Origin of the sequence: Paenirhodobacter sp. (assembly GCF_041916475.1) — a bacterium.
Lineage (GTDB): Bacteria > Pseudomonadota > Alphaproteobacteria > Rhodobacterales > Rhodobacteraceae > Rhodobacter.
The window spans coordinates 39,369-64,836 of sequence record NZ_JAYRZN010000019.1 but is presented as its reverse complement, the minus strand read 5'-3'; the positions used below and the strand labels follow the sequence as shown (position 1 = coordinate 64,836).

General features: G+C 67.9%; 23 protein-coding genes. 6 read left to right on the top strand and 17 right to left on the bottom strand.

Annotated features, from left to right (window positions below; all coding sequences use genetic code 11):
• From ACOMG5_RS09840 to ACOMG5_RS09830, 3 genes are all read left to right on the top strand, one after another.
• Nucleotides 1-445 (top strand): transglutaminase family protein (locus ACOMG5_RS09840; protein WP_420343620.1); only part of this gene is annotated, 445 nt, incomplete at its 5' end.
• Nucleotides 446-470: 25 nt separating this feature from the next.
• Nucleotides 471-2,891 carry a circularly permuted type 2 ATP-grasp protein gene (locus ACOMG5_RS09835; protein ID WP_420343619.1) on the top strand — a complete coding sequence of 807 codons (2,421 nt, stop codon included), beginning with the start codon at nt 471-473 and terminating at the stop codon, nt 2,889-2,891.
• Nucleotides 2,892-2,900: 9 nt separating this feature from the next.
• Entirely contained in the window at nt 2,901-3,791 is an 891-nt protein-coding gene (locus ACOMG5_RS09830; RefSeq protein ID WP_420343618.1) for a transglutaminase family protein, read from the top strand.
• Between the two features lie 176 nt (nt 3,792-3,967).
• On the opposite strand, the gene lpxB is transcribed toward ACOMG5_RS09830, so the two are convergent.
• The 12 genes from lpxB to pyrH form a co-directional block, all read right to left on the bottom strand.
• Nucleotides 3,968-5,110 carry a lipid-A-disaccharide synthase gene (gene lpxB, locus ACOMG5_RS09825; protein ID WP_420343617.1) on the bottom strand — a complete coding sequence of 381 codons (1,143 nt, stop codon included), beginning with the start codon at nt 5,108-5,110 and terminating at the stop codon, nt 3,968-3,970.
• Nucleotides 5,107-5,904 (bottom strand): LpxI family protein, encoded by a 798-nt coding sequence (locus ACOMG5_RS09820; protein ID WP_420343616.1) that lies wholly within the window; start codon nt 5,902-5,904, stop codon nt 5,107-5,109. The genes lpxB and ACOMG5_RS09820 overlap by 4 nt, the downstream gene beginning before the upstream one ends.
• Entirely contained in the window at nt 5,901-6,704 is an 804-nt protein-coding gene (lpxA, locus tag ACOMG5_RS09815) for an acyl-ACP--UDP-N-acetylglucosamine O-acyltransferase (protein ID WP_420343615.1), read from the bottom strand. Before lpxA ends, ACOMG5_RS09820 begins: the two co-directional genes overlap by 4 nt.
• A 12-nt stretch (nt 6,705-6,716) precedes the next feature.
• Nucleotides 6,717-7,184 (bottom strand): 3-hydroxyacyl-ACP dehydratase FabZ, encoded by a 468-nt coding sequence (gene fabZ, locus ACOMG5_RS09810; RefSeq protein WP_420343614.1) that lies wholly within the window; start codon nt 7,182-7,184, stop codon nt 6,717-6,719.
• Between the two features lie 67 nt (nt 7,185-7,251).
• Nucleotides 7,252-7,815, bottom strand: a complete 564-nt coding sequence (locus ACOMG5_RS09805) for an OmpH family outer membrane protein (protein WP_420343613.1) — start codon at nt 7,813-7,815, stop codon at nt 7,252-7,254.
• The gene (bamA, locus tag ACOMG5_RS09800) at nt 7,815-10,175 is read right to left on the bottom strand and encodes an outer membrane protein assembly factor BamA (RefSeq protein WP_420343612.1); all 2,361 of its coding nucleotides are present in this window, start codon (nt 10,173-10,175) and stop codon (nt 7,815-7,817) included. Before bamA ends, ACOMG5_RS09805 begins: the two co-directional genes overlap by 1 nt.
• A gap of 81 nt (nt 10,176-10,256) precedes the next feature.
• Complete coding sequence (gene rseP / locus ACOMG5_RS09795) at nt 10,257-11,594, bottom strand: RIP metalloprotease RseP (protein ID WP_420343611.1); 1,338 nt, start codon at nt 11,592-11,594, stop codon at nt 10,257-10,259.
• Nucleotides 11,595-11,597: 3 nt separating this feature from the next.
• Nucleotides 11,598-12,770, bottom strand: a complete 1,173-nt coding sequence (dxr, locus tag ACOMG5_RS09790) for a 1-deoxy-D-xylulose-5-phosphate reductoisomerase (RefSeq protein ID WP_420343610.1) — start codon at nt 12,768-12,770, stop codon at nt 11,598-11,600.
• 1 nt (nt 12,771) lies between these two features.
• Nucleotides 12,772-13,578: a phosphatidate cytidylyltransferase gene (locus ACOMG5_RS09785; RefSeq protein WP_420343609.1), complete on the bottom strand. Its 807-nt coding sequence runs from the start codon at nt 13,576-13,578 to the stop codon at nt 12,772-12,774.
• The gene (uppS, locus tag ACOMG5_RS09780; RefSeq protein WP_420343608.1) at nt 13,575-14,318 is read right to left on the bottom strand and encodes a polyprenyl diphosphate synthase; all 744 of its coding nucleotides are present in this window, start codon (nt 14,316-14,318) and stop codon (nt 13,575-13,577) included. The genes ACOMG5_RS09785 and uppS overlap by 4 nt, the downstream gene beginning before the upstream one ends.
• Nucleotides 14,319-14,339: 21 nt before the next feature.
• The gene (gene frr, locus ACOMG5_RS09775) at nt 14,340-14,903 is read right to left on the bottom strand and encodes a ribosome recycling factor (protein WP_420343607.1); all 564 of its coding nucleotides are present in this window, start codon (nt 14,901-14,903) and stop codon (nt 14,340-14,342) included.
• Nucleotides 14,904-14,998: 95 nt separating this feature from the next.
• Nucleotides 14,999-15,730 (bottom strand): UMP kinase, encoded by a 732-nt coding sequence (gene pyrH, locus ACOMG5_RS09770; protein ID WP_420343606.1) that lies wholly within the window; start codon nt 15,728-15,730, stop codon nt 14,999-15,001.
• Between the two features lie 102 nt (nt 15,731-15,832).
• On the opposite strand from pyrH, the gene miaA reads away from it, so the two are divergent.
• From miaA to ACOMG5_RS09755, 3 genes are all read left to right on the top strand, one after another.
• A complete protein-coding gene (gene miaA / locus ACOMG5_RS09765) occupies nt 15,833-16,720 on the top strand; it encodes a tRNA (adenosine(37)-N6)-dimethylallyltransferase MiaA (RefSeq protein ID WP_420343605.1) in 888 nt (295 codons plus the stop codon).
• A 90-nt stretch (nt 16,721-16,810) separates the two neighbouring features.
• Nucleotides 16,811-17,647: an AraC family transcriptional regulator gene (locus tag ACOMG5_RS09760; protein WP_420343604.1), complete on the top strand. Its 837-nt coding sequence runs from the start codon at nt 16,811-16,813 to the stop codon at nt 17,645-17,647.
• 57 nt (nt 17,648-17,704) lie between these two features.
• On the top strand, nt 17,705-18,229 hold the full coding sequence (locus ACOMG5_RS09755; protein ID WP_420343603.1) for a TIGR00645 family protein: 525 nt from the start codon (nt 17,705-17,707) through the stop codon (nt 18,227-18,229).
• On the opposite strand, the gene ACOMG5_RS09750 is transcribed toward ACOMG5_RS09755, so the two are convergent.
• From ACOMG5_RS09750 to glgA, 5 genes are all read right to left on the bottom strand, one after another.
• Complete coding sequence (locus tag ACOMG5_RS09750) at nt 18,226-18,561, bottom strand: DUF779 domain-containing protein (RefSeq protein WP_420343602.1); 336 nt, start codon at nt 18,559-18,561, stop codon at nt 18,226-18,228. The two genes, ACOMG5_RS09755 and ACOMG5_RS09750, sit on opposite strands and share 4 nt — an antisense overlap.
• An 84-nt stretch (nt 18,562-18,645) precedes the next feature.
• Nucleotides 18,646-20,175 (bottom strand): aldehyde dehydrogenase, encoded by a 1,530-nt coding sequence (adh, locus tag ACOMG5_RS09745; protein WP_420343601.1) that lies wholly within the window; start codon nt 20,173-20,175, stop codon nt 18,646-18,648.
• Nucleotides 20,176-20,394: 219 nt separating this feature from the next.
• Complete coding sequence (locus tag ACOMG5_RS09740; RefSeq protein WP_420343600.1) at nt 20,395-22,020, bottom strand: alpha-D-glucose phosphate-specific phosphoglucomutase; 1,626 nt, start codon at nt 22,018-22,020, stop codon at nt 20,395-20,397.
• A complete protein-coding gene (glgX, locus tag ACOMG5_RS09735) occupies nt 21,992-24,031 on the bottom strand; it encodes a glycogen debranching protein GlgX (RefSeq protein WP_420343599.1) in 2,040 nt (679 codons plus the stop codon). The genes ACOMG5_RS09740 and glgX overlap by 29 nt, the downstream gene beginning before the upstream one ends.
• A complete protein-coding gene (glgA, locus tag ACOMG5_RS09730; RefSeq protein WP_420343598.1) occupies nt 24,028-25,461 on the bottom strand; it encodes a glycogen synthase GlgA in 1,434 nt (477 codons plus the stop codon). Before glgA ends, glgX begins: the two co-directional genes overlap by 4 nt.
• Between the last annotated feature and the right edge of the window lie 7 nt (nt 25,462-25,468).

Below are 25,468 nucleotides of genomic sequence, written 5' to 3'. Positions count from 1 at the left end.
GCGCTACACCGACAGCTCTGTCGAGCGGCTGCAGGTGAAGCTGACCAGCCTGCATCAGGACCGCTATCAGGTGATGTGCAACCGCCGCCCCGTCCCGCTCGGGCAGACGCAGACATCGGGCGTCTCGGTGGGCGGTGTGCGCTTCAAGGCCTGGCAGCCGCCCGAGGCGCTGCACCCGACGCTGCCGGTGAACGCGCCGCTGATCTTCGATATCTACGATCGCTGGACGGGCCATGCGCTGGCGGGTTGCACCTATCATGTGGCGCATCCGGGCGGGCGCAACTACGACGTGTTCCCGGTCAATGCCTATGAGGCAGAGGCGCGGCGGCTGGCGCGGTTCGAGCCCTATGGCCATAGCCCCGGCTCCTACACGCCGCAAACGGAGGTTCCGCATCCGGAATTCCCCTTCACGCTTGACCTTCGCAGGCCGATCGGGCTGATGTGAGCGGATATTTGACCTGTGAGTCAGGATGAGCGAAGCCGCATCGAAACCGCCTGCCCCGGATTTCTTCTCCGACTACCGGCTCAGCCCGGGCGTCGCCGATGAGCTGTTCGATGCGCAGGGGCAGATGCGGCCGGTGTGGCGCCGCTTTGTCGACCGTTTCTCGCGCCTGACCCCCGAAGAGATTGCCGCGCGGTTCGAGCGCGGCAATCTGTACCTGCGCGATGCCGGCGTGTTCTACCGGCAGTATTCCAACGACCCTCTGCAGGAGCGCGAATGGCCGCTGAGCCATATCCCGGTGATCCTGCACGAGGAGGAATGGGCCAGTATCTGCGCCGGGCTCGCGCAGCGCGCCGACCTGCTCGAGCGGGTGATGGCCGATCTATATGGCCCCGGCACGCTGGTGCAGGACGGGCATCTGCCGGCCGAGCTGGTGGCGGGTTCGCGGCAATGGCTGCGCCCGATGGTGGGGGTGCCGCCGCGCGGCGGCCATTATCTGCATTATCTGGCCTTCGAGATCGGCCGCTCGCCCGATGGCTCCTGGTTCGTGCTGGGGGACCGCACGCAGGCGCCGTCCGGGGCGGGGTTCGCGCTGGAAAACCGCATGGCCACCGGCCGGATCTTCCCCGAGCGTTTCCCGCGCGCGCATATCCACCGGCTGGCCGGGTTCTTCGGCGCCTTCCGCCAGGCGATGGAGACCCTCGCCCGCGGCCCCGGCGGGCGCGAGCGCTATGCCGCGATCCTGACGCCCGGCCCCTCGAACGACACCTATTACGAACATACCTATATCGCGCGCTACCTCGGCATGATGCTCCTCGAGGGCGAGGACCTGCTGGTGGAAAACGGCCAGGCGATGGTGCGCACCATTCAGGGCCCGCAGCCGGTGGGCCTGCTGTGGCGCCGCATCGACGCGGCCTTCGCCGACCCGCTGGAGCTCGACCCCTCGAGCCATATCGGCACGCCGGGGCTGATGGAGGCGGTGCGCGAGCGCAACCTCGCGCTGGTGAATGCGCTCGGCTCCGGCATCCTCGAAATCCGGGCGATGATGGCGTTCCTGCCGCGGATCGCGCAGGTGATGCTGGATCAGCCGCTGATGCTGCCCAATATTGCCACCTGGTGGTGCGGCGGCGATGCCGAGCGCGCCTATGTGCGCGGCAATGCCGGGCGGATGATGATAGGCTCCGCCTATGCGGTGGACATCCCCTTCGACATCGGCGCGACGACGGCGCTTGGCGGCGCGTTCCTCGGCAAGGAAAGCCGTTCCATCTCCGAATGGATCGAGGCCGAGGGCAAGGGGCTGGTCGGGCAGGAGGCGGTCTCGCTCTCCACCACGCCGGTCTGGGTGGATACGGCAGAGGGCGGCCGGGTCGAGCCGCGCCCGATGACGGTGCGGGTCTTCGCGGCGCGCACGCCGCAGGGCTGGCGCTTCATGAAGGGCGGCTATGCCCGGATCGGCAAATCGGGCGATGCCACCGCGCTCGCGATGCAGCGCGGGGGCTCGGTCGCGGATGTCTGGGTGGTCTCCGACCGGCCGGTGCCGCAAGAGACCCTGGCCCCCCCGGAGGACGATCAGAATTTCCGCCGCGCCACGCCCGGCATCCTGCCCGCGCGCGCGGCCGACAACCTCTACTGGCTCGGCCGCTATGTGGAGCGGACCGAGGATGCGATCCGGATCATCCGCGCCTACAACCTGCGCCTCGCGCAGACCGACAACCCGGCCGATCCCCGCCTGCGCCGGCTCGAGGAGTTCATGGAGGGCTATGGCTACGACCTCTCGCAGCCGGTACCCGCGGCCCTGATCGACCGGATCGAATGGGCCCGCGGCTGCGCCTCAAAGGTGCGCGACCGCTTCTCCACCGATGGCTGGGCGGCGCTGAACGACCTCGCCAAGACCGCGCGGCGGATGACGGTCACGGCGAAGCCCGGCGATGATGCGGCGCGCGCCATGTCGGTGCTGGTACGCAAGATCACCGGCTTTTCCGGGCTGGTGCACGAGAACATGTACCGCTTCTCCGGCTGGCGGTTCCTGAGCCTCGGCCGCGCCCTCGAACGCGCGGATTCCCTCGCGGCACTGCTGGCCGAATTCGCCGATCAGCTCGCCCCGGAAGGCTCGCTCGACATGGCGGTCGAAGTCGCTGACAGCGTCATCACCCATCAGCGGCGCTACCGGGTGGAGACCTCGCGCAATACCGTCGTCGATCTGCTCGCGCTCGACAGCGACAACCCGCGCGCGATCCTGTTTCAGGTGCAGCGGATGCGCTACCTCACGGCTGAGCTGCCGAATGCCAAGATCAACGGCCGCCTGGCGCTTCTGTCGCGCGCGATCGTCCCGATCGAGGCGGAGCTGTCGGTGGCCAATCCGTCCGAAATCACCACGAAGCGGCTGATCCAGCTGCGTGCCGATCTGGCGCATGTCTCGGATCTGCTTGGCACCGGCTATCTGCGCTAGGAGGCGGTGATGCTCTACGACATCCGTCTGGTGATCGATTACAGCTACGGTGCGCCCTCGGATCATACCCGCAACCTGATCCGCCTGCTGCCCTCCGATATCGAGGGCACGCAGCGGGTGCTGTCGCGGATGCTGGTGCTGGAGCCCGCGCCCGACGAGCGCCACGATTCGCTGGATTTCTTCGGCAATGCGACGACGGTCGTGGCCTGGCATGCGCCGATCGATTCCGTCTCGCTGCAGCTTTCGGCGCGTGTGGCCCGGAATGTGCCGCCGCAGGGGCTCGACCTGTCGCCGCCGCTGCGCGCCCTGCCCGCGGAGATCACGGCGCAGCAGAGCCTGCTGCCCGATGCCCCGCATCATTTCCTGGGCGCGAGCCCGCGCGTGGCGCCGATGGCCGAGACCACCGCCTTCGCCCGCGCGGCCCTTACCCCCGATATGACCGTGCGCCAGGCGGTGGAGGCGGTTGGCCGCGCGCTGCACCGGCTGATGCGGTTCGATGCAAAGGCCACCACGGTCGATACCTCACCCGCCGAGGCCTTCGCCAAGCGCCGCGGGGTCTGCCAGGATTTCACCCAGATCATGATCGCGGCCCTGCGCGGCGTCGGCATCCCGGCGGGCTATGTCTCGGGCTTCCTGCGCACCTTCCCGCCCCCCGGCCAGCCGCGGCTGGAGGGCGCGGATGCGATGCATGCCTGGGTGCGGGCCTGGGCCGGGCATGATCTCGGCTGGATCGAATTCGACCCGACCAACGATCAGTTCGCGGGGCTGGATTACGTCACCGTGGCCCATGGCCGCGATTATTCCGATGTGGCGCCGGTGCGCGGCGTTCTGCGCTCCTCGGGCGGGCACGAAAGCCGTCAGGCGGTGGATGTGATCCCGCTGGAAGAGCAGCCCGCCTGATCCGTCCCGACGCGCAAGCCGGTATCGGATCGGCTCCGCCGGGAAGCACGCCAGGGCGCAGAAACGCGGCTCCCTGTCCGGCGTTTCCGCCCGAAGGCGCGCATTCTTTGTCATTACGGCACCACCACGCGACCGCAGGCCATATGATGCCGCGAGAGCTCCCGTATCGGCTCCGCCTAGAGCGCCGCCAGAACCGAGCGCGCCGCCCGCAGCCCCGGCGGCTCGCCGCCTTCGCCCAGCCGGCGCATGGTTTCGTCCATTGCGGCCAGTTGCTCCGCGCGCGCGCCCGGGCTGTCGAGCAGCCGCGCGAGGCTCGCGCTGATCGGGCCGGGGCGGCAATTCGGCCCGAGGAATTCCGGCACCGCGCGGGTCTCGGAGACCAGGTTCACCAGCGTCACCGTATCGATCCGGAGCATGTTCCAGATGATGTGCCAGCTGATCGGATTGGCATCATAGGCGATCACCATCGGCACCCGGTTCGCCGCCAGCTCCAGGCTCACCGTCCCCGAGGCCGCGAGCGCAAGATCGGCGGCGGCAAAGGCCGCGCGCTTGTCGGCGGGCGTTTCCACCACGATTGGCGCCACCGGCCAGCGCGCAGTCATTTCCCGCACCATCGGCGCCACGCCGCGCACGGTGGGCAGCACCACGCGCAGCCCCGGCTCCCGGTCGCGCAGCCGCATCAGCGCCTCGTCGAAGCGCGGCCCGAGCCGCTTCACCTCGCCGCGCCGCGAGCCGGGCAGACACAGAACCAATGGTTGATCCGGCCCGATCATCAGCGTTTCACGGAACTCGGCCGCCTCTTCGGCGCTGGCGTGCGCCTCCGCCACCACCGGATGGCCGACGAAATCGCAGCTCATCCCCGCCGCCTGCATATAGGGCGGCTCAAAAGGCAAAAGCGCCAGCACATGATCCACCACCTGCGCCATCTTCGCCGCCCGCCCCGGCCGCCAGGCCCAGACCGAGGGCGCCACATAATGGATCGTGCGCAGCCCGGGCCGCGCGGCCTTCACGATCCGCGCCACCCGCAGGCAGAAATCCGGGCTGTCGATGGTGATCAGCGCATCCACGCCGCCGTCCAGCACCGCCTGCGCGGTCTCGGCGATGCGGCGCTTCAGCTGGCGGTATTTCGGCAGCACCTCGGCGATGCCCATCACCGAAAGCTCCTCCATCGGGAACAGGCTGTGCAGGCCCTGCTCCTCCATCTGCGCGCCGCCGACGCCCGCAAAGGCCACATCCGGCACCAGCTGGCGCAGCCCGGCCATCAGCGCCGCACCCAGCTTGTCGCCCGAAGCCTCGCCCGCCACCAGGAACAGTTTCATCGCCCGATCCCCCAGAGCGCAATCCCCGCCGCTTCGGCCGCCGCAATCACCGCCGCACGATCGAGCAGGAGCGCCCCGCCTGCCTGCCAGCAGATGCACGACAGCCGCGCCTCGGCCGCGCGCGCGACCGTCTGCGGCCCGATCGCGGGCATGTCGATGCGCAGATCCTGCCCCGGCTTCGGCGCCTTGAACAGCACGCCGCCCCGGTGATCGGCCTTGCGGGTGCGCGCGACGAATTCCAGCATCGCATCGGTCCCGGGGAGCGCCTCCACGGCGAGGCACAGGCCGCGCGCCACCACCGCCCCCTGGCCCACATCCACCGCCCCGAGCGCCGCGACGATATCGCCCGCCCGCGCCGCATCCAGCCGGTCCTGCTCGGCGGGCGTGCCGCTCAGAACGCCCGCCCCCGCGACCAGGGCGGGCGCGATCCGGTCTGCGCCGATCACGGCGATGCCCCGCTCCTCGAAGAGCGCAATCACCGCGCGCAGCGTCGCGTCATCGCCCTGCTGGATTGCCGCCATGATCCGCGGCACCATGGTCAGGGTGCGGAAATCGAATTTCGTGGGCTCGAGCTTCGGGCGCTGGATCGCGCCGGCAAAGCAGACCTGGCGGATGCCGCGCTTCACCAGATCATTGAGGAACGGAACCAGCCGTTCCACCCGGAACCGCAGCGGCTCCACCCCCGGCACCGCCGAGGGGAAGCCCTCCAGCTCGCAGATCAGCATATCGGGCCGCTCGGCCGCCAGCAGGGCGGGCAAGGCCCCCGTGCCGGCGATGAGCGCGGTCTGGGTCATTTATGCGCCCGGGGCGTCAGGAAGCTGCGATCCGAGGGGCCGAGGATGAAATCGAGCACCCTGTTCACATAGACGCTGTCGGAGCCCTGCGCATGCAGACCGCGCGCGGTTTCGCGGAAATTCCCCTCCGAGAGCGCCTGATACAGCTCGCGCAGCGCGCTGATCTCGGCGCGGGCGACGCCGTGGCGCTTCAGCCCGACGAGGTTCAGCCCCTCGATCTCGGCGCGCGGCCCCGCGACCAGCGCATGCGGGATCACATCCGATGTCACCATCGACAGCGCGCCGATGATCGCGCCCTGGCCGATGCGCACCCATTGATGCACGCCCGACAGGCCCCCGACGATAACATCGTCCTCGATATGGCAATGCCCCGCGATCGCCACCGAATTGACCAGGATCACCCGGTCGCCGATGATGACATCATGGGCCACATGGCACGAGGACATGAACAGCCCGTCGTCGCCCACCCGGGTGACGCCGCCGCCGCCCTCGGTGCCGGTGTTCATCGTCACATATTCGCGGATCCGGTTGCGCTTGCCGATGATCAGCCGGGTCTTTTCGCCCTTGAACTTCAGGTCCTGCGGGATCTGCCCGAGCGAGGCGAAGGGGAACACCACCGTGTCCTCGCCGATCTCGGTCTGGCCGGTGACCACGACATGCGATTGCAGCTGAACGCCCGCCCGCAGCACCACCTCCGGCCCGATATGGCAAAACGGCCCGACGCTCGCGCCGGCCGCAATGGTCGCGCCCGGCTCGATCACCGCCGAAGGATGGGTCACGGCACCCGGATCAATCGCCATGCGTTGCCCTCCTCAGGCCTTGGGCTTCGGCGCCATCATCGCCATGAACTCGGCTTCGGCCGCCAGCTCACCGTCAACTTTCGCCTCACCGCGGAATTTCCACACCTTGCCACCGGGGCGGATGCATTTCACCTGCAGCTCGACCACATCGCCCGGAACCACCTTGCGGCGGAATTTGCACGAGTCGATACCCATGAAATAGGTCAGCATGTCGCCGCCGATGATATTGGTGGAGATGCCCACCACGATCGCGGCCGTCTGCGCCAGCGCCTCCACCAGGAGCACGCCCGGCATCACCGGCTCCTCCGGGAAATGGCCCATGAAATGCGGCTCGTTCGCCGTCACCATCTTGATGCCCACCGCGCCTTCGAAGGGCACGATGTCGCGCACCTTGTCGATCATCAGGAACGGGTAGCGATGCGGGATGATCTGCTTGATCAGCGTCAGATCGGCCGAGGTATAGGGAGCGGGTTCGGTCATTTCCTGTCCTTGTCTGGGACGTTTCGTGGACTTGCTAGCAACGCGGGCGCCGCTTGGCAAGCGCGCCTCAGGGCTGCGACGCGCCCGCGCCGAACCGCTCGTCCACGAGCCGGATCAGATCGTCGGTCACATCGGCATTGGCCGCCCCGCGCACGATCGCGCGGCGATCGAGCACCACCACCGCCCCGCGCTTGGCCAGAATATCATCGAGCAGCGGCGCCACCGCCTCGAAAAACGCCTGCCGGGCATCGTCGAAATGCTGGCTCAGCGCCTGCGCCTTTTGCTTCTGCGCGGCGCGGATCCCGGTCGCGCGCTCATCAAACGCATTGGCCTGATTGCGGAATTCCGTGGGCTCCATACCCGCGCGGCGGTCCGTCAGCGCCTTTTCCTCCGCGATCAGGTCATCCGCAATGCGGTTGTTCTCCTGCTGCAGGTCCTTGGATTGCGCCTCCAGATCCGCGCGGATCTTCTTGCCCCAGAGTGCCTGATCGAACAGCTTCTCCCAATCCAGGGTCAGCACCGGGTTGGGGAGCCGGATCACCGGCTCGCCCTGCGGCCCGAGCTGCTGCGCGGCCCCCAGCCCCGGCGCGCAGGCCAGAGCCAGGGCCAGAAGGGCGCCCCGGATCCGCATCAGAACGTCGTCGAGATCGTCAGGTCGAAGTTCTGTTCCTTGTCGTAGTCTTCCTTCTTGATCGCGCGCGAGAAGTTCAGCCGCAGCGGGCCGATCGCGGAGCGCCAGAAGACCGAGAAGCCGACGGCGGAGCGGACCTTCATGCTGTCGTCCACCTCGGCATCGCCATTGCGATTGTCGAGGCCCCAGAGCGAGCCGGTATCCCAGAACAGGCCGCCGGTGATGCCGTATTCCTCCGGGAAGCCCAGCGGGAATTCGGTTTCCAGCCGCAGCGCCCAGTAGTATTTGCCGCCGAGCGCGTCCTCGTTCGGTGCGCCGAGGTCGCGCGGGCCGAAGCCGTTGGGCTCGAAGCCGCGCACCTTGCCGAAGCCGGTGAAGCGGTCGAGCAGGGTCAGCTCGGTATCGCCGCGCTTGTGGATCGCGCCGCCTTCGAGCTCGGCCCGCACGGTGACTTCCTCATGCCAGACCTTGCGTTCGGCGCGCATCAGCGCGGTGGTCTTCAGCGCCTCGACATCGCCGCCAACGCCCGCCAGATCCTGCCCGAAGCGCAGGGTGAAGCCGTAGCGCGGGTCGATGCCGGTGCGGCGCGTGTCCCAAGTGTAGGTATAGCCGACCGAGGAGGTCGCGCGTTCGCCAAGCCCCTCTTCTTCGACGAGAATCGGCGAGGACCAGTCGGTGCTGCCTTCGGCCACAGCCTCGGCTTCGGAGGTGACGTTGAACAGCTTGTCGCGCGCATAGGTGTAGCGCAGCTCGAGCCGCGAGTTCTCCGCGATCGGGAATTCGAGCGAGGGCGAGATCCCCATCCGCCGCGTCGCATATTCGGCGTTGTCGCGGTCCGAGGTGTTGTACCACAGGTGCATCCGCGCCTTCAGGTCGCGCCCCATGAAATAGGGCTCGACGAAGTCGATGGAGCTTTGCTGGTTGTCGGAGGTGGTGCCAATCTGGATGCCCAGATACTGCCCGCGGCCGAGGAAGTTCGATTCCTGTAGCCCCGCATTGATCCCGAAGCCGGAAGAAGCGCCATAGCTCGCGCCGAAGGTGAGCGAACCCGTGGGCTGCTCCTCGACGTTCACGTCGACGATGACCTGATCCGGCCCGGTGCCCTGGCGGGTGTTGACCTCGGCGGTCTTGAAGAAGCCGAGCGCCTTGATCCTGTCGGCGGAATTCTTGATCTCGCGCGCGTTGAAGGGGTCGCCCTCCACCGTGCGGAACTCGCGCCGGACAACCTGATCCTGCGTGGTATTGTTGCCCTGCACATCGATGCGCTCCACGAACAGGCGCGGGCCGCGCACGAGCGCGAATTGCACGTTCAGCGTCTGGGTGCGCGGGTCGCGGGTGATGCGCGGATCGACGCGCACGAAATTGGCGCCCTTGCGCAGCGCCAGCTCCTCCATCCGGGTCACGGCATAATCGATCGCGACGGGGGTATAGAGCGACCCGGCGCTGATCTTCGCCAGCCCTTCGAAATCGGCGGCATTCAGCTCGGTGACTTCGGAGACGGTGGAAATCTGCCCGAAGCTGTATTGCTGGCCTTCACGGATGTTGAAGGTCATGAAGAAGCCTTCGCGGTCGGCCGTCATTTCCGAGGAGACGCCGGTCACGTCCACATCCGGGTAGCCGCGCGAGCGGTAGAAATCCATCAGCTTCTGGCGGTCGGCCTCGACCCGGTCGGGCAGGTAGCTGTCGGAGGAGATGATCCAGTGCAGCAGGCCGGATTGCTTGGTCAGCAGCACGTCGCGCAGGCGCCGGTCCGAATAGGAGCGGTTGCCGGTGAAGGTGATGCGCTGCACCTCGGAGACCTTGCCCTCGATCACCTCGAAGACCACGTCGACGCGGTTGCCCTCGCGCCGGATCACCTTCGGGGTAACGCGCGCGGCATAGCGGCCGGTTTCGGCATAGCCCTGTGCGATGAGGTCGGCGTCGGCCTCCACCGTCGCGGGCGAGAATACTTTGCGCGACTGGGTCTTGATCAGGGCCTGGATCTTGTCGTCCTTCAGGATCTTGTTGCCCTCGAAGGCGACGGTATTGACCGTCGGATATTCCTGCACGCGGATCACCAGCGTGCCGCCCTGCGGCACCAGCTCGACCTTCTCGAACAGGCCCGAGCCCTGGATGCGCTGATAGGCGTCGTTGAGCTCGCCCGCCGAGACGGCGCTGCCGCGCGGGATCCGGCTCAGCGAGACGACCGTGGCCGGTTCGATCCGGTCCAGCCCTTCGACCCGCACCTGCGAGAAACGGTATTCCTGCGCCTGTGCCACCATCGGCAGCGCGAGCGCCGTCGTCCCCGCAAGGACCGCCGTCGTCAAGCGGAGCGCAAACCCCCACCGCGCAAAGACTGCGTGTTGCCGCCTGTTCGACATTATCTTACCCCGAGACTGCCCCTTGTTCTTGGTCCACAGGTAGCCCGAAAGCGCCCCCTTGTCAAAAGCCCAAGCGCCGCTTCAGGGGCAGGTGATATCATTCCACAGGCCGAACAGCATCAGCGTCAGCACCAGCGCGAGGCCGAGCGCGGTGAGCCCGTTCATCACCCTGTCCGAGGGCGGCTTGCCGGTGATCGCCTCATAGAGGTGGAACACCAGATGGCCGCCATCGAGGACGGGAATCGGGAACAGGTTCATGAAACCCACGGCGGTGGAAAGCACCGCGATGAACCAGATGAAATCCATCAGCCCCGCCTTCGCCGCCGCAGCCGAGCCCTCTGCGATGCCGATCGCGCCGCGCAGGTTGCACGAAGAAATCTGCCCTGCGATCATGTGCCCGAGCGCCGAGACCGAGGAAGACACCACCACCCAGACCTGCCGTGCTCCGCCCGTAAGCGCATCCACCGGCCCGACCCGCTCCGTCAGCGGCGCGAAAACGAGATCGCCCGTGGCCCCGATCATGTAGCGGGTCTCGAAGCCGGTCGCGGTGGGAATGTCGGTGCTGCGCGGGGTGAGCGTGAGCTGCTTTTCCTCGCCGCCGCCCGCGACCGGGCGCCAGATCGAGAGCGCCATCGCGCTGCCCTTGCCCTCCGTGGTGGCCGCGCGCAGATCGGCGAAGCGGTACACCGGCGTGCCATCTATCGCCGTGATCACATCGCCCGGCTGCAGCCCCGCATCATAGGCCGCCGATTGCGGCATCACCCCGCTGAGGCGCGGCGGCATCGGCTGCGGCCCGGAAATCTCCAGCGTGCTGCCTTCGCGCGCCACCCGCCAGGAGACCGAAGGCCCCGCGGGCAGCTCCTGCACCGCCTTGTTCAGCGCGGTGTAATCGGGCGTGTCGATGCCGCCGAGGGCCAGGATCCGGTCTCCGGCCTGCAGCCCGCCCGGCCCCCCCGGCAGCGCATGCAGCGTGCCGATCACCGGCGCTTCGGTGGCCTTGCCCTGCCACAGGAAGATCCCGGCGAAGATCAGGATGGAGAGGATGAAATTGAACACCGGCCCCGCCGCCACCGTGGCCGCCCGCGCCCAGAGCGGCGCGCCCATCATCGTGTGGCGCCGCTCTTCGGGGCTGAGGCTGCGCGCCTCCGGCGCGGTGCCGGCGGAGGCCGCATTGGCATCGCCCAGGAATTTCACATAGCCCCCGAGCGGCAGCAGCGAGACCTGCCAGCGCGTGCCATGCCGGTCCACCCGCGAGAACACCCGCGGCCCGAAGCCGATGGAGAAGGCCTCGGCCTTGATCCCAGAAATCCGCCCGATGATATAGTGCCCGTATTCGTGCACCGTCACGATGATCGAGAGCGCCAGGACGAAGGCCGCGATCGTGTGCAGCGCATTGCCGAAATCAGGCAGGAAATCCAAGGCTCAGATCCTTCCGGTCGAAATCCGTTCGCGGCCGAGGGCACGGGCCTCGGCATCGGTTGCCATCACGTTATCGAGGCTCCGGGCGGCATTTCCAAGACCCTGCCGGGATGACATGTCCGAGAGCACCGATTCCACCAGCCGCGCCATGTCCATGAAGCCGATCCGCCCGGCGATGAAGCCATCGAGCGCGACCTCTTTGGCGGCGTTGAACGCAGCCCCCGCCGTGCCGCCGATGGCCATCACCTCGCGCGCAAGACGCAGCGCCGGGAAGCGCTCCGGATCAGGCGCGCGGAAGCTCAGCTGGCCGATCTGCGCAAGGTCCAGCCGCGCGACGGGCAGATCCGCCCGCTCCGGCCAGTGCAGCGCATAGCCGATGGCATGGCGCATGTCGGGCGCGCCCAGATGCGCCATCAGCGCCCCGTCGCGGAAGCCCACCAGCGCATGCACCAGGCTTTCCGGATGCACCACGGTGTCTATCTTCTCCGGCGCGATGCCGAAATATTCGCGTGTTTCAATGAGTTCGAGCGCCTTGTTGAACATGGAGGCGCTGTCGATGGTGATGCGCTGGCCCATCGCCCAGTTCGGATGGGTGGAGGCTTCGGCCACCGTCGCGGCCTGCAGCCGCTCCAGCGGCCAGTCTCGGAAGGCGCCCCCCGAGGCGGTGATGATCACCCGCTCGACCTCCTCGATCCGCTCGCCGGCAAGCGCCTGGAACACCGCGGAATGCTCGCTGTCCACCGGCAGGATCCGCGCGCCATGGGCCTTCGCCTCGGCAAGCAGCAGCGCCCCGGCGGCGACCAGGCTTTCCTTGTTCGCGAGCGCGAGCGTGCTGCCGTGGCGCAGTGCGGCAAAGCCCGGCGCGAGCCCCGCCGCCCCCACGATCGCGCTCATCACCCAATCGGCCGGGCGATGCGCCGCCTCGATCAGCGCCTTCGCCCCGGCTGCAGCTTCCACGCCCGAGCCTTGGAGCGCCGCGCGCAGCTCGGCCAGGCAGTCCTCATGCGCGGTCACCGCCACTTCGGCGCGCAGGCTCCGTGCCTGGTGCGCCAGCAGCGCGATGTTGCGCCCGCCGGTGAGCGCCACCACGCGGTAAGCCTGCGGCGCGCGGCCGATCAGGTCGAGCGTATTCACACCGATGGAGCCGGTGGCGCCGAAAACCGAAACCCTGCGCATCTTATTCTCCGACCAGCGGCAATGCCCCGAACTGCGCGATCAGCAAGACCATCAGCACGGCCCCGATCAGCGCGTCGAAACGGTCCATCACGCCGCCATGGCCGGGGATGAGGTTCGAGCTGTCCTTCACCCCGGCGCGGCGCTTGATCCAGCTTTCGGCGATATCGCCGAGCTGGCCTGCAAAGGCGAGCAGCGGCGAGAGCCACAGGATCTGCGGCGCGGCACCGGCAAAGGCCATGAACAGGCCGCCCACGACGACCGCCCCGATCCAGCCCGCGATCGTGCCGGACCAGGTCTTCTTCGGGCTCACCTTCGGCCAGAATTTCGGCCCGCCGATCAGGCGCCCGGCGAAATAGCCCATCACATCGGAGGCGACCACCAGCGCGATGATCCACATCAGCGCCAGCATGCCCGCCGGCGGATTGAGCCCCGCGCGGATCGCAACCAGCCCATAGCCTGTGAGCATCATCGCCAGCGCATAGACCAGCCAGACCAGCCGCTCGCGCCCGATCCGCCACAGCCCGACGAGCGATGGCAGCCCCAGCAGCACCAGCATGAACGGATTGTGCAGCCAGAACACCAGCGCCAGCATCGCCACCGCAAAGAGCCCGAGCCCCCAGGCCCGCAGCGGCCGCCCGGGCGTGGTCATCGCGGCCAGCTCCTGCACCAGCAACCCGGTGACCACCAGCGCAAGCGCCGTGAAAACCCCGCCGCCCAGCCAGACTGCCACAGCACCCGCGGCGGCCATCGCGATCCCCGAAAGCAGACGCGCCTTCAGGTCCCCCCACCTGCCAGAGCTGCCGCTCACGGCTTGGCCCCGCCGAAGCGGCGCTCCCGGCAGCCGAAATTCGCCAGGATCCGGCCCAGTTCCTCAGGCGTGAAATCCGGCCAGAGCGTCGGGCTGAACTCATATTCGGCATAGGCCGCCTGCCAGGGCAGGAAGTTCGAGGTGCGGGTTTCGCCCGAGGTGCGGATCACCAGATCCGGGTCCGGCATTCCGGCCGTATCGAGCCGCGCAGAGATCGCGGCATCGTTCACCGCCTCCGGGTCGAGCCGCCCCTCCGCCACATCGCGCGCGCAGCGGGCGAAGGCACGGCGCAGCTCGTCGCGCCCGCCATAGTTGATGGCGACGTTGAAGTTCAGCCGGGTGTTCGGCGCGGTGCGCTCCTCGATCCCGGCCATCAGCGCCTGCAGCCGCGGATCCAGCCGCTCCCGCGCGCCGATGAAGCGCAGCCGCACCCCCTCGGCCGACATGCCGTCGGCCTCCTTCTCGATATAGCGCGCGAAAATGCCCATCAGGCCAAGCACTTCCTCGGTGGAGCGCTTCCAGTTCTCGGTGGAGAAGGCATAGACCGTCAGCCAGCGGATGCCGAGCTCGGGGCAGGCACGCACGATTTCCTTCACGCGCTCGGCCCCGCGCCGGTGGCCGACGAGCCGCGGCCAGCCGCGGTTCTTCGCCCAGCGGCCGTTGCCATCCATGATGATGGCGACATGGTTCACGCCGTAATCGACGCCGCCAGTCGCTTCCGGGGTCTGGGTCACGGCCATCGACGCCTCTTCCGCAGGTCCTCAGACCTGCATGATCTCCGCCTGTTTCGCTTCCAGCGCCTTGTCCACCGCGGCGATCTGCCGGTTGGTCAGCTCCTGGACCTCGGTCTCCCAGAACTTCACATCGTCCTCGGACATGCCGGAGCCCTTGGCCTTCTTGATCTGGTCCATGCCGTCGCGGCGCACATTGCGGATCGCCACGCGGGCGCTCTCGGAATACTGGGCCGCGACCTTGGTCAGCTCGCGGCGGCGCTCCTCGTTCAGCTCCGGGATCGGCAGCATGATGATGGTGCCGTTGGTCTGCGGGTTGATCCCGAGGCCCGATTCCCGGATCGCCTTCTCGACCTTGTTCACAAGGCCCTTGTCCCAGACGTTGATCGTCACCATCCGCGGCTCGGGCACGTTCACGGTGCCCACCTGGTTGATGGGCGTCATCGCGCCATAGGCGTCGACCATCACCGGCTCCACCATCGTCGCCGAGGCGCGGCCGGTGCGCAGCGAGCTGAACTCGTGCTTGAGCGACGCCATCGCGCCTTCCATGCGGCGCTCCAGGTCGTCGATGTCGATTTCGATTTCGTCTGCCATGGGTTCTCCCCCGGGTCTTGCAAGTCAATTACTTCTAACCGCCTTGGCGGCGGATGAATAGGGAAAAGCGGGACATGCGCGCCCCGCTGCCGGGGCTACTGCCGCACGGTGGTATAGGTGCCCTGCCCGGCCAGAATGCCGCGGAAGCCGCCCGGCTCGTCGAGCGAGAACACGATGATCGGCAGGTCGTTGTCGCGCGCGAGCGCGATGGCCGAGGCATCCATCACGCCGAGGTTTTTCTGCAGGCACTCATCGTAGCTCACGGTGTCGTAGCGCTTCGCATCCGTGTGCTTCTTCGGATCCTTGTCATAGACGCCATCGACCTTGGTGCCCTTGAAGATCGCCTCGCAGTTCATTTCATTGGCGCGCAGGGTGGCCGCGGTATCGGTGGTGAAATAGGGGTTCCCCGTGCCTGCGGCGAAAATGCAGATCCGCTGCTTCTCCAGGTGGCGCACGGCGCGGCGGCGGATATAGGGCTCGCAGACCTGATCCATCGGAATGGCCGAGATCACCCGCGTATGCAGGCCCAGATCCTCCAGCGCGGCCTGCATGCCAAGCGCGTTCATCACCGTGGCGAGCATGCCCATGTAATCGGCGGTGGTCCGCTCCATGCCCTGGGCCGCGCCCGCGAGGCCGCGGAAAATATTGCCCCCGCCAATGACCATGCAGATCTCCACGCCAAGCGCATGCACCGCCTGCACCTCGCGGGCGATGCGCGCGACGGTCGGCGGATGCAGGCCATAGCCCTGGTCCCCCATCAGGGCCTCGCCAGAGATCTTCAACAGCACACGCTTGTACTTCACAGTCGGCTCGGCCTCTGCACTCATCCCTGGGGTCCCATTTTCGGTTGTCATCGCGCCGCAAAATGTCGCAAATGACGCCCGGGTTCAATATCGGCTTTGGCCATACCTGCAATAAGGAGCCGATCCGTGACCGATCTGCCTGATATTCCTGATGAATTTCCGGTGCTGATTGCAGGCCCCACGGCCAGTGGCAAATCGGCGCTGGCGCTGGAGATCGCGCAGGCACGGGGCGGCGTCGTGGTGAATGCCGATGCGCTGCAGGTCTGGTCCTGCTGGCGGCTGCTGTCGGCGCGCCCGGGCCCCGAGGAGATGGGCGGGGTGCCGCATCTGCTTTACGGCCACCGCGCCCCCGGGGAGGCCTATTCTGTGGGCCACTGGCTGCGCGAGCTGGCGCCGATCCTCGCGGCACATCGGGCCGGCGGGCCGCGGCCGGTGATCGTGGGCGGCACCGGGCTCTATCTCACTGCGCTGACGGAGGGCCTGGCCGAAGTTCCCGATACCCCGCCCGCCCTGCGCGCCGAGGCCAATGCCCGGATGGCCTCCGAAGGGCCCGGCGCGCTTCTGGCCGAGCTCGACGCGGCCACCGCCGCGCGGATCGACCGGCTGAACCCGGCCCGGATCCAGCGCGCCTGGGAGGTGCTGCGCACGACCGGGCGCGGCCTCGCCGCCTGGCAGGACGAGACGCCGCCGCCGCTCCTGCCCCGGGCGCAGGCGGTGCCCCTGGTGCTGCAGGCCGAGCGCGACTGGCTCGCCGCCCGCATCGACCTGCGCTTCGCGCAGATGATGGCCGAGGGCGCGCTGGAGGAGGCGCGCGCCATGCTGCCGCTGTGGGAGCCCGAGGCGCTCTGGGCGAAGGCAATCGGCGCGCCGGAGCTCATCGCCCATCTGCGCGGAGAGCTGACGCTCCCCGAAGCGGTGGCCGCGGCCCAGGCCGCCTCCCGCCAATATGCGAAGCGCCAGCGCACCTGGTTTCGTGCCCGCATGCGCGGCTGGCACAATATCCAGCGGCCCTGAGCCCGCTTCACAGGCCCCCGAAAAAACGTTTGGAAGACAGCGGCTTCGCTCCTATCCTGCGGCGCAACATTGGCCCCGGGAAGCGATCTCGTGAAACTGTTCAGCACCCCTCCGCTGTCGCTCTATGCCCCTGATTCTGCGCCTGCGCCCTCGGCGCCGCGCGTGGTGCCGGTGACGCGGCTGGCGCAGGGCGGGCGCTGGCGCGTGGAGGCGATGCGCGCCCTCACCGAGCCCTGCCTGCTGTGGTTCACCCGCGGTCAGGGGCGGATCACGCTCGGCGGGCTGACGCGCGGCTATGGCGCGCACAACGCGATCTTCATCCCCGCGGGCGTGATGCATGGCTTCGAAGTCGGCAGTCAGACCCAGGGCGCGGCGGTGTTCTTCGGCCATGAGTCCGACAGCGCCCTGCCGCGCAGCGCGCAGCACCTGCGCATCCGCGACAGTGGCCCGCAGGTGGAGCTCTCCGGGCTGATCGATTCCGTCGCGCGCGAGATCGACAGCCCGAAGCCCGGTGCCGCGCGGGCGGCGCAGATGTATCTCGGGCTGATCGGGGTCTGGCTCGAGCGGCAGGCGGTGCTGGTGCCGAACGAGGCGCAGCCCTCGGATGCCGCGCGGCGGCTGGTCTCGCGCTATGCGGAGCTGCTGGAGCGCGATTTCCGGCAGGGCTTCGGCGTGGCCGATTTCGCCGCTGCCCTCGGCGTGACCGCAACCCACCTGACCCGCGTCTGCCGCCAGACCTGCGCGCGCTCCGCCCACGACCTCCTGCAGGACCGCAGGCTCTATGAGGCGCGCCGCCTGCTTGCCGATACCGCAGCCCCGGTGAAGGACATTTCAGACGGCCTCGGCTTCACCAGTCCGGCCTATTTCACCCGCGCCTTCCACGCGCGCACCGGCAAGACCCCATCGGAATTCCGCAAGGCCGGATAGCCCCTTTGCAAGCGCAACATTGATCCCTATCTACCCTCGACAAACGAGGGAGACTGCATGGAAAAGGCAATCGAACGGGTGCTTTTCGCCAGCCGCTGGCTGATGGCGCCGATGTATCTTGGGCTGGTGGGGGCGCTGCTGATTCTGCTTTGGTCATTCCTGCAGGAACTGCTGCATGTGCTGATGGCGCTGCCCTCGCTGCAGGTCGATGACGCGGTGATGGGGGTGCTGGCCCTGATCGACCTGACGCTCGCGGCCAATCTGGTGATCATCGTGATCTTCTCGGGCTACGAGAATTTCGTCAGCCGGATGGATACCGGCGACCACGAGGACCGCCCCGACTGGCAGGGCGAGGTGGATTTCTCCACGCTGAAGCTGAAGCTGATCGCCTCGATCGTGGCGATTTCGGGGATCCACCTGCTGAAGGTGTTCATGGATGTGCAGAACTATACGGACGACAAGATCCGCTGGATGGTGACGATCCACCTCGTCTTCGTCGTCTCGGGCGTGTTCCTTGCGGCGATGGACTGGATCGCCAATCAGGCAAAAGCCACCAAGAAGGCCGCGAAGGCGAAGATCTAGCCGATATCGCAGACCTCAGAGCGGGTCAGGAACCGCATCGGGCGGCCATTGTCGAGGCTGAACTGGCCGCCCATCAGCCCGGGCAGCGCATCGATGATCAGGTCTGTGTGTTTCCAGACCTCGTATTGCGCCCCGGAAATATGGACCGGCATGCCGCCGATCTCGCCCAGTTTCACATCATGGTCGCCGATGAGGAATTCGCCCTGCGGATAGCACATCGGCGCCGATCCGTCGCAGCAGCCGCCCGACTGGTGAAACAGAACCGGCCCGTGATCGGCAACGATCTCCTGCAGCAGCTGCAGCGCGGCCGGGGTGGCGGTGACCTGGGTCATGGTATCCTCCCGTGAACTGGTCCGGTGGGCAAAGCGGAATGGCCGCCCCCGAAGGGGCGGCCACGCCAAGCGGGCTGGGGAGGATTAGAAGAAGCCCAGCTTGTTCGGGTTGTAGCTGACGAGCATGTTCTTCGTCTGCTGATAGTGGTCGAGCATCATCTTGTGGGTCTCGCGACCGATGCCCGATTGCTTGTAGCCACCGAAGGCCGCATGGGCCGGATAGGCGTGGTAGTTGTTCACCCAGACGCGGCCGGCCTGGATCTTGCGGCCGAAGCGGTAGCAGGTGTTGGCATCGCGCGACCACACGCCGGCGCCGAGGCCGTAGAGCGTGTCATTGGCGATTTCCAGCGCCTGATCGGCATCCTTGAAGGTGGTCACGGACACGACCGGCCCGAAGATCTCCTCCTGGAAGACGCGCATCTTGTTGTGGCCCTTCAGGATCGTTGGCTGGACGTAGTAGCCGTTCGCGAGCTCGCCCGGGAGCGAGGCCGCAGCGCCGCCGGTGAGAACCTCGGCGCCTTCCTTGCGGCCGATCTCGAGGTAGCTCAGGATCTTCTCCTTCTGCTCCAGCGAGGCCTGCGCGCCGATCATGGTCGCCGCATCGCGCGGGTCGCCCTGGATGATCGCCTTGGTGCGGGCAATGGCGCGCTCGATGAACTTCTCGTAGATATCTTCCTGGATCAGCGCGCGCGACGGGCAGGTGCAGACTTCGCCCTGGTTCAGCGCGAACAGCACGAAGCCCTCGATCGCCTTGTCGAAGAAGGCATCGTCTTCGCGGGCCACGTCACCGAAGAAGATGTTCGGCGATTTGCCGCCCAGCTCCAGCGTCACCGGGATCAGGTTCTGCGAGGCGTATTGCATGATCAGACGACCGGTCGAGGTTTCGCCGGTGAAGGCGATCTTCGAGATCCGGTTCGAGGATGCGAGCGGTTTGCCCGCCTCGAGGCCGAAGCCGTTGACGATATTGAGCACGCCCGGGGGCAGGATGTCGGCGATCAGCTCGGCGAAGACGAGGATCGTCGCCGGGGTCTGTTCGGCCGGTTTCAGCACGATGCAGTTGCCCGCGGCCAGAGCCGGAGCCATCTTCCACGCCGCCATCAAGAGGGGGAAGTTCCACGGGATGATCTGGCCGACAACGCCCAGCGGCTCGTGGAAGTGATAGGCGATCGTGTCTTCGTCGATTTCCGACATCGAGCCTTCCTGGCTGCGCAGGACGCCCGCGAAGTAGCGGAAGTGGTCGATGGCCAGCGGCACGTCGGCGGCGCGGGTCTCGCGGATCGGCTTGCCATTGTCCCAGGTTTCGCAGGTGGCCAGCAGCTCGGCGTTCTGTTCCATCGCATCGGCGATCTTGAACAGAACCTGCGCGCGCTGTGCGGGCGAGGTCTTGTGGCCCCAGGCTTCCTTGGCGGCATGGGCCGCATCCAGCGCATCCTCGATATCCGACGCATCCGAACGCGCCACTTCACAGATCTTGCCGCCAGTGAGCGGGGTGATGTTGTCGAAATACTTGCCAGCGTTCGGCGCCTTGAATTCACCGTTGATGAAATTGCCGTAGCGCGCCTTGAACGGCGACACCATCACGCCCTGAAAGCTGGCCGACATATCGGTTGCCATGGTCTTCCTCCCTGAAACCGCGAGTTCCTCCACGAACCCGCCATGAGAGAAGACTGCGCCCTCAGAACCGATTTGCATAGCCGCTTTGCAGGGAGCTGCGGGCCACCTGTCTCAGCCCTGAGACAGGTGCAGCCGCAGAAACCGTGCTGCCGCGCGGAAACGACAAGGCCCCGGGGGGCGATTGCCTCCCGGGGCCTTGCGTGCCGCCCTTGCGGGCGCTCAGGTGATCACGTTCGGGCCTTCGCGGCCGGTCCGGCTGCGGATGCCCACGATCTCTTCCGCCGCCGCGATGATCGGCGCGAGTGCTGCCTGCGGATCTTCGCCGAGGCCATCGGGGCCGGGAACGTAGCGCTCGTAATAGACCCGCAGCGTCGCGCCCTCGGTGCCGGTGCCCGACAGCCGCAGCACCGCGCGCGAGCCGCCCGCGAACAGGATCCGGAAGCCCTGATGCGCCGAGACCGAGCCATCGACCGGATCGAGGTAGGAGAATTCGTCGGCGCTCTCCACGGTGAGACCCTGCGTCTGCGTGCCCTTCAGCCCGCCAAGCCGGCCGCGCAGATCGTCGAGCATCGCATTGGCGAGATCCGTCGGCAGCGCCTCATAGTCGTGGCGCGAATAATAGTTGCGCCCGAAGCGCGCGAAATGCCCGGACATGATCTCGGCCACGCCCTCGCCCCGCGCCGCGATGATATTGAGCCACATCAGCACCGCCCAGAGCCCGTCCTTCTCGCGCACATGGTCCGAGCCGGTGCCGAAGCTCTCCTCGCCGCAGACGGTAGCACGCCCCGCATCGAGCAGATTGCCGAAGAATTTCCAGCCGGTGGGCGTCTCGTAGCTCTCGATCCCGAGCGCGGCCGCCACCCGGTCCGCCGCGGCGGAGGTGGGCATGGAGCGCGCAACCCCCTTCAGCCCGGCCTTGTAGCCCGGCGCCAGATGCGCATTCGCCGCGATCACCGCGAGGCTGTCGGAGGGCGAGACATAGATCCCGCGCCCGACGATCATGTTGCGGTCGCCATCGCCATCCGAGGCCGCGCCGAAATCGGGCCCCTCCGCCGACATCATCTCCGCCATCAGCTCATGCGCCCAGGTCGGGTTCGGGTCGGGGTGCATGCCGCCGAAATCGGGCAGCGGCACGGCATGGGTCACTGTCCCCGGTGCGGCGCCGAGGCGGCGCTCGAAAATCTCTACCGCATAGGGGCCGGTGATGGCGCACATCGAATCCATCCGCATCCGGAACCCGCCCGCGAACAGCGCCTTCAGCGCCGGGAAATCGAACAGCGTCTCCATCAGATCGGCATAGGCCGCAACCGGATCGACGACCTCGACCACCATGCCCCCGAGATCGGCCTCCCCGGGCACGGAGAGATCGACATCCGCCGCCTCCAGCTTGCGGTATTGGCCGATCTCCTTCGTGCGTGCGTAAATCGCCTCGGTCACCGCTTCGGGGGCCGGGCCGCCATTCGCCATGTTGTACTTGACGCCGAAATCCTCCTCGGGGCCGCCGGGGTTGTGGCTGGCCGAAAGGATGATGCCGCCGAAGGTGCCGCGCAGCCGGATCAGATGCGAGGCAGCCGGGGTGGAGAGCCACGCGCCCTGCCCCACGATCACCCGCGAAGCGCCATTCGCCGCCGCCATCTTCAGGATCACCTGCGCGGCCTCCTGCCCGAAGTAGCGCCCGTCCCCCCCCAGAACCAGCACCTTGCCCGAGACGCCGCCAATCGCATCGAAGGTCGATTGCACGAAGTTCTCGAGGTAGTTCGGCTGCATGAAGACCGGGGTCTTCTTGCGCAGGCCGGAGGTGCCGGGCTTCTGTCCGTCAAAGGGTTTCGTCTGAAAAATCGTCATGTTGGCTCCTGAGGGAGATTGGGCGCGTGAACAGTTGAACGGATTGCGGCGCGACGCAAGTGCTCGGCGCATCATGGGCTGCTTCCGGCCGATCGGGGGCCGCACTGTCCAGCACCTGCCGCCAGTCCCCCTCGGGCAGCTGCACCTCCACGCTCTCGCCCGCATTGCAGATCACGAACACCGCCTCGCGCGCGGCCTCGCCCTCCGGCCCTTCGGCTGCGCCGCGCAGCTCCATGCACAGGCAGCGCGCCTGCCCGTCCGTCCAGTCCTGCGCGCGCGGCTCCGCCCCCGAAGGCAGCCGCCAGATCAGGTCGCGCATGCCGTCCTGGGCGCGGACCCTGGCATGGAGGAAGCGGCGCTGGCGCAGCACCGGATGCGCGCGCCGAATCGCCGCGAGCCGCGCGACGAAGGCCGTCAGCTCCCGGTCCGCGCCGGGCCAGTCGATCCAGCCCATCGGGTTGTCCTGGGCATAGGCGTTGTTGTTGCCCTGCTGCGAATTGCCGAGCTCGTCGCCCGCAAGCAGCATCGGCGTGCCTTGCGAGACCATCAGCGTCGCGAGCAGCGCCCGCATTCGCGCGGGCTTTTCCGCCTCCGGCAGGGCTTCGGAATGGTTCGCATTATGGCCGTCGCGGTTGCCCTCGCCATTGGCCTCGTTGCGCTTCTCGGCATAGGAGACGAGGTCGCGCAGGGTGAAGCCATCGTGCGCGGTGATAAAATTCACCGAAGCCGCTGCGGTACGCCCGCCGTGATCGAAGATTTCGGCCGATCCGGCGATGCGCCGCGCGAGATCGGCCATCTGCCCCGGATCGCGGCGCCAGAACCGGCGCACCCCGTCGCGGTAGCGGTCGTTCCACTCCGAAAACGGCCAGGGGAAGGCACCGAGCCGGTAGCCGCCCGGCCCGATATCCCAGGGCTCGGCGATCAGCTTCACCCGGCTCAGCACCGGATCCTGCCGCAGCGCTGATATCAGCGCCGATTCGCCCTCAAACCCGCCGCTGGCACCACGCGCCATGGTGGCCGCAAGATCGAAGCGGAAGCCATCGACGCCGAGCTCCTCCACCCAGTGCCGCAGGCAATCTGTCACCAGCCGCAGCACCATCGGATGCGCCGTGTTCAGCGTGTTGCCGGTGCCGGTATCGTTCACATAGGCGCGCCCGCCTTCGGCGAGCCGGTAATAGCTCGCATTGTCGATGCCGCGCAGCGAGACGGTCGGGCCCTGCGCGTCGCCCTCGCCGGAATGGTTGAACACCACATCGACGATCACCTCGATCCCCGCCGCATGCAGGCCGCGCACCATGGTGCGGAACGCTTCGCGCCCGCCATAGCGCGGATCGGGCGCGAAGAAGCCCACCGGCTGATAGCCCCAGTAATTGCGCAGGCCGCGCTCGACCAGGAAGCGGTCGTCGAGCCAGGCCGCGCAGGGCAGCAGCTCCAGCGCGGTCACGCCCAGGCGGCGCAGGTGATCCAGGATCGGCTCCGAGGCCAGCGCCTCGAACCGGCCCCGCAGCGCCTTCGGCACCTCCGGATGCAGCATCGTCAGGCCCTTCGGATGGGCCTCGTAGAGCACCGTCTCCGGCCAGGGGGTGGCGGGGCGGTTCCACAGCGGGCGCTCCACCGCGGATACGACGGAACGCGCGATGGCCGAGGCGCTGTCGCGCCGGTCCGGCCGCTGGGTGATGGCGCTGCCCTGCATCAGCGGATCCCAGACGAGCGGCCCGCTCAGCGCGCGCGCATAGGGATCGACGAGCAGCTTCGCCGGATTGAAGCGGTGCCCGAGCTCCGGCGCCCAGGGGCCATGCACCCGGTAGCCATATTCGGCCCCCGGCCCGATGCCCGGCACGAAGCCGTGCCATATATCGCCCGAACGTTCGGGCAGCGCATGGGCCTCCTCCCGGCCGTTGCGATAGAGGCACAGCTCGACCTTCTCGGCATGGGCCGAGAACAGGGCGAAATTCACGCCCCCGGGGCGCGGCGTGGCGCCCAGAGACTGCGGATCGCCCAGCCCGATCATCGCGCGCTCAGCGCCTCATAAAGCGCAGCATAGCGCGCGGCGGAGCGCGCCCAGCCCCAGTCCATGCGCATGCCGCGCTTCACCATCTGGGTCCAGCCGGCGCGGTCGGCATAGAGGCCCAGCACGCGGCGCAGCGCCTGGCGCAGCGCCAGCGCATCGACGGGATGGAACACGACGCCCGTTGCACTCGCGGCGGCCTCGGTCGCGGGGGTGGCGCCGATCACCGTATCCGCGAGCCCGCCCACCGCCGCCACCACCGGCACGCAGCCATAGCGCAGGCCATAGAGCTGCGTCAGCCCGCAGGGCTCGAACCGCGAGGGCACCAGGACCACATCGCCGCCCGCGAACATGCGGTGGCTCAGCCCTTCGTCATAGCCGATCCGCACCGAGACCCGGCCCGGGTAGCGGCGCGCGATCTCGTGCATGGCGCCCTCGGCCCAGGCATCGCCCGAGCCCAGCGCCGCAAGCCCGCCGCCCCCGGCAACCCACTCGCCCACCGCATCCGGCAGCAGGTCGATGCCCTTTTGCGATGTCAGCCGCGACACCAGGATCGCAAGCGGCCCGGGCAGCTTCGGATCCAGCCCGAATTCCTGCAGGAGCGCCTTGCGGTTCCTGGCCTTGCCCGAGAGCTTGCCCGCCGCATAGGGCGTGATCGCGGGGTCGGTCTCCGGGTCCCAGACGGCGCCATCGACCCCGTTCAGGATCCCGTGCACCACGCCCGCCCGCGCCTGCATCGCCCCTTCGAGCCCAAGCCCGAATTCGCCGCGCATCAGCTCCTCGGCATAGCGCGGGCTGACCGTGGTGATCGCATCCGCCGCCATGATCCCGGCCTTCAGCGTGGAGATATCGCCCCAGAATTCATAGCCGTCGCGGTGGAACCACTGCGGCGGCAGCCGCATCCCGGCCATCCGGGCGGCGCCAAAGCGGCCCTGGAAGGCCATGTTGTGAATGGTGATCACCGACGGCAGATCGACGCCCCAGTATTTGAGGAAAGCGGGCGCGAGCCCGGCCTGCCAGTCATGCGCATGCAGCACCTCGGGCTTCCAGTCCTCGATCCCGTCGCGCGCGACCACGGCCGCGGCCCAGCTCAGCGCCGCGAAGCGCTCCGCATTGTCGCCGTAATCGCCCCACATATCCGCATAGGGCCCGCCCGCGCGATCGAACAGATGCGGCGCATCCAGCGCCAGCACCTCCATGCCATCGACCGTGCCGAGGCACAGCCGCGCCTCACCGCCGAAGAACTCCTGCGCGCCCCAGACCACATCCTCGCGCCCGATCCGGTCCAGCACGCCCGGATAGGCCGGGATCATCACCCGCATATGCCAGCCCGCCCCGGCCAGCGCCCCGGGCAGCGCCCCCACCACATCGGCAAGCCCGCCGGTTTTCACCAGCGGCACGGCCTCGGAGGCCACGGACAGCACGCGTTTCATCGGTTTC

What these genes read in the sequence shown, in the direction of transcription:
- uppS (WP_420343608.1), bottom strand. Translation starts at nt 14,318, where the DNA reads ATGGCCGTGACCCAGACCCCGGAAGCGACTGGCGGCGTCGATTACGGC.
- glgX (WP_420343599.1), bottom strand. Translation starts at nt 24,031, where the DNA reads ATGATCGGGCTGGGCGATCCGCAGTCTCTGGGCGCCACGCCGCGCCCC.
- lpxB (WP_420343617.1), bottom strand. Translation starts at nt 5,110, where the DNA reads ATGAAACTGTTCCTGGTGGCGGGCGAGGCTTCGGGCGACAAGCTGGGT.
- dxr (WP_420343610.1), bottom strand. Translation starts at nt 12,770, where the DNA reads ATGCGCAGGGTTTCGGTTTTCGGCGCCACCGGCTCCATCGGTGTGAAT.
- ACOMG5_RS09805 (WP_420343613.1), bottom strand. Translation starts at nt 7,815, where the DNA reads ATGCGGATCCGGGGCGCCCTTCTGGCCCTGGCTCTGGCCTGCGCGCCG.
- ACOMG5_RS09750 (WP_420343602.1), bottom strand. Translation starts at nt 18,561, where the DNA reads ATGACCCAGGTCACCGCCACCCCGGCCGCGCTGCAGCTGCTGCAGGAG.
- fabZ (WP_420343614.1), bottom strand. Translation starts at nt 7,184, where the DNA reads ATGACCGAACCCGCTCCCTATACCTCGGCCGATCTGACGCTGATCAAG.
- pyrH (WP_420343606.1), bottom strand. Translation starts at nt 15,730, where the DNA reads ATGAGTGCAGAGGCCGAGCCGACTGTGAAGTACAAGCGTGTGCTGTTG.
- ACOMG5_RS09740 (WP_420343600.1), bottom strand. Translation starts at nt 22,020, where the DNA reads ATGACGATTTTTCAGACGAAACCCTTTGACGGACAGAAGCCCGGCACC.
- ACOMG5_RS09820 (WP_420343616.1), bottom strand. Translation starts at nt 5,904, where the DNA reads ATGACCCAGACCGCGCTCATCGCCGGCACGGGGGCCTTGCCCGCCCTG.
- lpxA (WP_420343615.1), bottom strand. Translation starts at nt 6,704, where the DNA reads ATGGCGATTGATCCGGGTGCCGTGACCCATCCTTCGGCGGTGATCGAG.
- ACOMG5_RS09830 (WP_420343618.1), top strand. Translation starts at nt 2,901, where the DNA reads ATGCTCTACGACATCCGTCTGGTGATCGATTACAGCTACGGTGCGCCC.
- ACOMG5_RS09755 (WP_420343603.1), top strand. Translation starts at nt 17,705, where the DNA reads ATGGAAAAGGCAATCGAACGGGTGCTTTTCGCCAGCCGCTGGCTGATG.
- bamA (WP_420343612.1), bottom strand. Translation starts at nt 10,175, where the DNA reads ATGTCGAACAGGCGGCAACACGCAGTCTTTGCGCGGTGGGGGTTTGCG.
- glgA (WP_420343598.1), bottom strand. Translation starts at nt 25,461, where the DNA reads ATGAAACGCGTGCTGTCCGTGGCCTCCGAGGCCGTGCCGCTGGTGAAA.
- ACOMG5_RS09835 (WP_420343619.1), top strand. Translation starts at nt 471, where the DNA reads ATGAGCGAAGCCGCATCGAAACCGCCTGCCCCGGATTTCTTCTCCGAC.
- adh (WP_420343601.1), bottom strand. Translation starts at nt 20,175, where the DNA reads ATGGCAACCGATATGTCGGCCAGCTTTCAGGGCGTGATGGTGTCGCCG.
- frr (WP_420343607.1), bottom strand. Translation starts at nt 14,903, where the DNA reads ATGGCAGACGAAATCGAAATCGACATCGACGACCTGGAGCGCCGCATG.